Below are 5,683 nucleotides of genomic sequence, written 5' to 3' on the forward strand. Positions count from 1 at the left end.
CCCCCATCCCAGCCTTCCCCCAGCGGGGGAAGGAGCAAGACTTCCCACACGGAGGGCTGTTGAATGCAAGCCGTGGCCGGGCGCTCGCTGCACAAGCGCTTCGTGCCGAAGGCGCCGGCCGCGGCCGTGCACGCGCTCGACGACGTGTCGCTCGAAGTACCCGCCGGCACGCTCACCGCGCTGGTCGGTCCCGACGGCGCAGGCAAGACCACGCTGCTGCGCCTCATGGCCGGCCTGATGCGCGCCGACCAGGGCGAGCTTCGCGTGCTCGGCATCGACGTGTCGGCCGACCCGCAGGCGGTGCAGGACCGCATCAGCTACATGCCGCAGCGCTTCGGCCTCTACGACGACCTCAGCGTGCAGGAGAACCTCGACCTCTACGCCGACCTGCACGGCGTGCCGCGCACGCAGCGGCGCGAGCGCTACGCACGGCTGATGGAAATGACCGACCTCGGCCGCTTCACCACCCGCCCCGCCGGCAAGCTCTCGGGCGGCATGAAGCAGAAGCTCGGCCTGGCCTGCACGCTGGTGCGCTCGCCCGACCTGCTGCTGCTCGACGAGCCGACTGTGGGCGTGGACCCGCTCTCGCGCCGCGAGCTGTGGGAGATCGTGCAGCAACTGGTCGACGACGAAAAGCTCTCGGTCATCGTCAGCACCGCCTACCTCGACGAGGCCGAGCGCTGCAGCCATGTGTTCGTGCTGCGCGGCGGCAAGCTGCTGGCGCAGGGCGCGCCCGGCGAACTGCGCGACCGGGCGCGCGGCCTGTGCTTTGTCGCAACGCCGCCCGACAGCGAGCCGCCGCGATTGCTTCAGGCTCGCCTGCTCGACGCGCGGCAGGACATCGTCGATGCAGTGCCGCAGGGCGGCGAGGTGCGCTTCATCCGCCGCGAGGAAGCAGACGGCGCGCGGCTCGACGCGCTGCTCGACGGCGCGCACACCGAGCCCGTCGCGCCGCGCCTCGAAGACGGCTTCATGATGCTGCTGCGAAAGCAGCCATCGCCCGCCAGCGACACCATTCCGCCAGCCGCCATGGCGACGCCCGACGGCCAATCCGGCGAGGTGGTCATCGAGGTCAAGGACCTCGTGCGCCGCTTCGGTGATTTCGTCGCCGTGGCCAACACCAGCTTCTCGGTTCGGCGCGGCGAAATCTTCGGCCTGCTCGGCCCCAACGGCGCGGGCAAGACCACCACCTTCCGCATGCTCTGCGGCCTGCTGCCCGCCAGCGGCGGCCAGTTGCGCGTGGCCGGCGTCGACCTGCGGCATGCACGCGCACAGGCGCGCCAGCGCATCGGCTACGTCTCGCAGAAGTTCGCGCTCTACGGCAACCTCACGGTGCGCGAGAACCTCTCGTTCTTCGGGGGGGCCTACGGCCTGCGCGGCGCGAAGCTGCGCGAGCGGATGGACACGGTGCTGCACCAGTTCGACCTTGCCCAGGCACTCGACACGCCCAGCAGCCAACTGGCCGGCGGCTACAGGCAGCGCCTGGCGATGGCCACCGGCCTGCTGCACGAGCCCGAGATCCTGTTCCTCGACGAACCCACCAGCGGCGCCGACCCGCTCGCGCGCCGCGAGTTCTGGCGCCGCATCACGGCGCTGTCGGAAGGCGGCACCACGGTCGTCATCACCACGCACTTCATGGAAGAGGCGGAGTACTGCGACCGCATCGTGATCCAGGACGCAGGCAAGGTGCTGGCCATCGGCACGCCGCAGGAGGTGCGCGCGCAGGCGCTGGGCGAGGAAGACAGCGAGAGACGCATCGACATGGAACAGGCCTTCATCGGCATCGTCGAGAAGGCGCGGCACAAGAGCACGGAAGAGGTGGCGGCATGAACGGCTTCCGGTCCCGCCTGGTCTCCCTCACGCGCAAGGAGTTCCGCCAGCTGCTGCGCGACCGCAGCAACCTCGCCATCGGCATCCTGCTGCCGATGGTGCTGATCCTGATCTTCGGCTACGGCATGTCGCTCGACGTGAAGAACGCGCCCGTGGCGGTGGTCATGGAAGACGCCTCGCCGACCGCGCACGAGGCCATTGCCGGGCTGCAGCTCTCGCCCACCATTGCGCCGGTCCTGCTGGGCTCGATGCACGACGCCGAGGAACTGATGCGCGAGCGCAAGGTCGACGGCATCGTGCGCGTGCCGGCCGATTTCTCCCGCGCGCTCGCCGCCGGCAACGCACGCGTGCAGCTCATCGTGCACGGCTCGGACGCGGGGCGCGCGAGCATCATCAAGGCCTACGTGAGCGGCGCCCTCGCGCAAGCGGGCGTGCGGCAGGCGGACCGCAGCGGCGACGCTGCCGGCGCCGCGGCCGCAGGCAGCGTCGCCGTCGAGCAGCGCATGTGGTTCAACGCCGCGAACACCAGCACCTGGTATCTGGTGCCGGGCTTGATCGTGCTCATCATGACGCTGGTCGGCGCCTTCCTCACGGCGCTGGTGATGGCGCGCGAATGGGAGCGCGGCACGCTGGAGGCACTGTTCGTCACACCGGTGCGGCCGGTCGAGATCCTGCTGGCCAAGATCATTCCGTACTTCGCGGTCGGCATGCTGGGCCTTACGCTGTGCCTGCTCTCCGCGCGCTACCTGTTCGCCGTGCCCATGTACGGCTCGCTGCTGGTGGTGGTGTTCAGCTCGATGCTGTACCTGATCGTGGCCGTGAGCCTGGGTCTCGTGATCTCGTCGGTCACGCGCAACCAGTTCCTCGCGAGCCAGGTGGCTCTGATCGCGACCTTCATGCCTTCGATGATGCTGTCGGGCTTCCTGTTCGATCTGCGCAACGTGCCTACTGCCGTTCGGGTGGTGGGGCACCTGCTGCCGGCCACTTATTTCATGGACCTGATCAAGACGCTGTTCCTCGCCGGTGACGTGTGGCCGCTGATCTGGCGCAACTGCGCGATCCTGCTGGCGTACGCGGTGGGCCTGCTGCTGGTGGCGCGCGCGGTAACGCGCAAGAGCCTCGACTGAGGGCCGAAGCCATGGTCGATTTCCTCATGCGCATCGCCAACCTCTGCCGCAAGGAGCTGCTGACGATCCTCAAGGACCCGGCCACGCGCGCCATCCTGGTCGCGCCGGCATTGCTGCAGAGCCTGGTCTTCGGCTACGGCGCGACCTATGACCTCACCAACGTGCCCTATGCGTTGCTCGACCAGAGCCGCAACGGCGCCTCGTCCGAACTCATCGCGCACCTGGACAGCACGGGCGTGTTCCACCGCGTGGCCACGCTGCGCTCGCAAGCCGACATCCGCGAGGTGATCGACACCGAGCAGGCGCTGCTCGTCATCCAGATTCCCGCCAACTTCGAGCAGCAGCTCAGCGCGGGGCAGACCACGACGATCCAGCTGATCCTCGATGCGCGCAACTCCAACACCGCGGGCTCGGCGGCGGGCTACGTGAGCGCGGTGGTCGAACGCTACAACGCGGAACTGCGCACGCGCGCGGGCGCGGGCGCCCCGCCGTCGCCGCTGGTCATCGAATCGCGCGCATGGTTCAACCCGAACCTCGAGACGCGCTGGAACCTGTTGCCCGGCATGATCGCTGCGCTCAGCATGCTGCAGACGCTGCTGCTCACCGCGCTGTCGGTGGCGCGCGAGCGCGAGCAAGGCACCTTCGACCAGCTGCTGGTTACGCCGATGTCGCCGCTCGAGATCATGATCGGCAAGGCGCTGCCGCCGGTGCTGGTGGGGCTGGTGCAGTCGTCGCTGATCCTGCTTGTGGCGCTGTTCTGGTTCCGCATTCCGATGGCGGGCTCGCTCGTCACTCTGTACACGGGGCTGGTGTTCTTCACGGTCGCGAGCGTGGGCATCGGCCTGTCGATCTCGGCCGTGTCGGCCAACATGCAGCAGGCCATGCTCTACGCATTCGTGCTGCTCATGCCGCTGATGCTGCTGTCGGGCCTGACCACGCCGGTGCGCAACATGCCGCACGTGCTGCAGGTGGCCACGCTGGCCAACCCGCTGCGCTTTGCCATCGATCTCGTGCAGCGCGTGTACCTCGAAGGCGTGGGGCTGGGCACGGTCTGGCACAACCTGATTCCGCTCGCAGTCATCGCCGCCATCACGCTGCCGCTGGCGGCCTGGCTGTTCCGCAACCGTCTTGTCTGAAACCGGGAGCACGCCATGCCTCTTCTGTCCGCTCCTCGCGCCGCGACCGCGTTCGCCTTCTCCCTGTTGCTCTCCGGCTGCGCCGTAGGACCCGACCACAAACCGGCCGAGGTGCGCACGCCCGCCGACTGGACTGCCTGGCACGGCGGCTCGCCCGCGCTGCTGGGCGCGGAACGGCAGGGCGCTTCCACCGGCGGCATCGCATCCGGCGATTGGAAGGCCTTCAACGATCCGGTGCTCGACCGTCTCGAAGCCATGGTGCTCGCAAGCAACCCCGACCTTCAGACTGCCGCCCTGCGCTTCGCACAAAGCCGCGTGCAGCGCACCACCACGGCGGCGCAGCAGGGGCCGCAGGTGAACGCGAGCGCCGGCGTCACACGGCAGCGCCAGAGCGAAAGCGGTGCCGCCACGCGGATGATCGATGCGATCGGCTCGTCGGTCTCCAACCGCGACCAGCTCATTCACACGCTCAGCGAGCCCTACAACCTTTACCAGGCCGGCTTCGATGCCTCGTGGGAGATCGACCTGTGGGGCCGCGTGCGCCGGGCCATCGAGGCGGCCGATGCCGACACGAGCGCCTCGTCCGCGCTGCTGCGGCAGGCCCGGCTCAGCGTGCAGGCCGAGCTGGCGCGCAACTACTTCGAGCTGCGCGGCACGCAACGCGAACTGCGCATCGCGCGCGCCGACATCGCGGCAGCCGCCGAGTCGCTCGAACTGGTGCAGGCGCGCGCCGACGGCGGCCTCGTCACCGACCTGGACCCGGTGCGCCAACGCGCGCTGGTGGCCGAACTGCGCGCGCGCATTCCCGCGCTGCTGCTGCAGGAGGCCGATGCGACGAACCGCATCACGCTGCTGGCCGGTGCCGCGCCCGGCGCGCTGAACACCGAACTGGCCGACACCGCCACCGGCGACGCACCCGGCGCCCCGGCGCTCCCCGCCCTCGCGCTGGGCCAGCCCGCCGAACTCGCGCGCCGCCGCCCCGACATCGCGGCGGCCGAGGCGCAGCTGCATGCCGCCACGGCCCGCATCGGCGTGGCCGTGGCCGATCTCTATCCTCGCGTGACGCTGGGCGCCGGCTTCGGCTACGAATCGGTGGGCAGCGAGCGTTTCGGCGAATGGGGCAGCCGGCAATGGCACGTGGGCCCGTCGATCAGCCTGCCGATCTTCGACAACGGACGCCGCCGCGGCACCGTCGAACTGCGCGAGCTGCAGCAGCAGGAAGCGGCCGTGGCCTTTCAGCAGACCGTGCTCAAGGCCTGGCACGAGATCGACTCGGCGCTCACCGCCTACGCCGCCGAGCGGCAGCGGCAGACCGAACTGGCCGAGCGCGAGCGCCGCGGCCGCGACGCGCTGGTGCTGGCGGCTGCCCGCTACAAGGGCGGCCTCACCGACCTGGGCGTCGAGCTCGACGCGGGGCCCCCCCCGCGGGCGGCGCCGCGGCCCCCCCCCCCCCCCGCCCCCCCCCCCCCCGGGGGGGGCCCCCCCCCGCGCGCGGCGGGGGGGCGCGGCCGGCACCGCCGGACGCCGGGGCAACGCCGTCGGCCTCACGGGCACGGGCGGCCATGTCGCGCTGCCGGCGGGCGTGGCGAA

4 protein-coding genes are annotated in these 5,683 nt (G+C 70.5%); all 4 read left to right on the top strand.

All coding sequences use genetic code 11. The annotated features are described in order from the left end of the window. Positions 1–63 precede the first annotated feature (63 nt). Entirely contained in the window at positions 64–1,830 is a 1,767-nt protein-coding gene (locus tag ACCC97_RS28465; RefSeq protein WP_413336315.1) for an ATP-binding cassette domain-containing protein, read from the top strand. Further along, on the top strand, positions 1,827–2,957 hold the full coding sequence (locus ACCC97_RS28470; protein ID WP_007838528.1) for an ABC transporter permease: 1,131 nt from the start codon (positions 1,827–1,829) through the stop codon (positions 2,955–2,957). Before ACCC97_RS28465 ends, ACCC97_RS28470 begins: the two co-directional genes overlap by 4 nt. Before the next feature lie 11 nt (positions 2,958–2,968). Continuing rightward, positions 2,969–4,093: an ABC transporter permease gene (locus ACCC97_RS28475; RefSeq protein ID WP_413336317.1), complete on the top strand. Its 1,125-nt coding sequence runs from the start codon at positions 2,969–2,971 to the stop codon at positions 4,091–4,093. 15 nt (positions 4,094–4,108) lie between these two features. Further along, the coding region (locus tag ACCC97_RS28480; RefSeq protein WP_413336319.1) for an efflux transporter outer membrane subunit at positions 4,109–5,683 on the top strand (1,575 nt) is incomplete at its 3' end.

Source organism: Variovorax sp. Varisp85, from assembly GCF_047304045.1.
Classification (GTDB): domain Bacteria; phylum Pseudomonadota; class Gammaproteobacteria; order Burkholderiales; family Burkholderiaceae_C; genus Variovorax.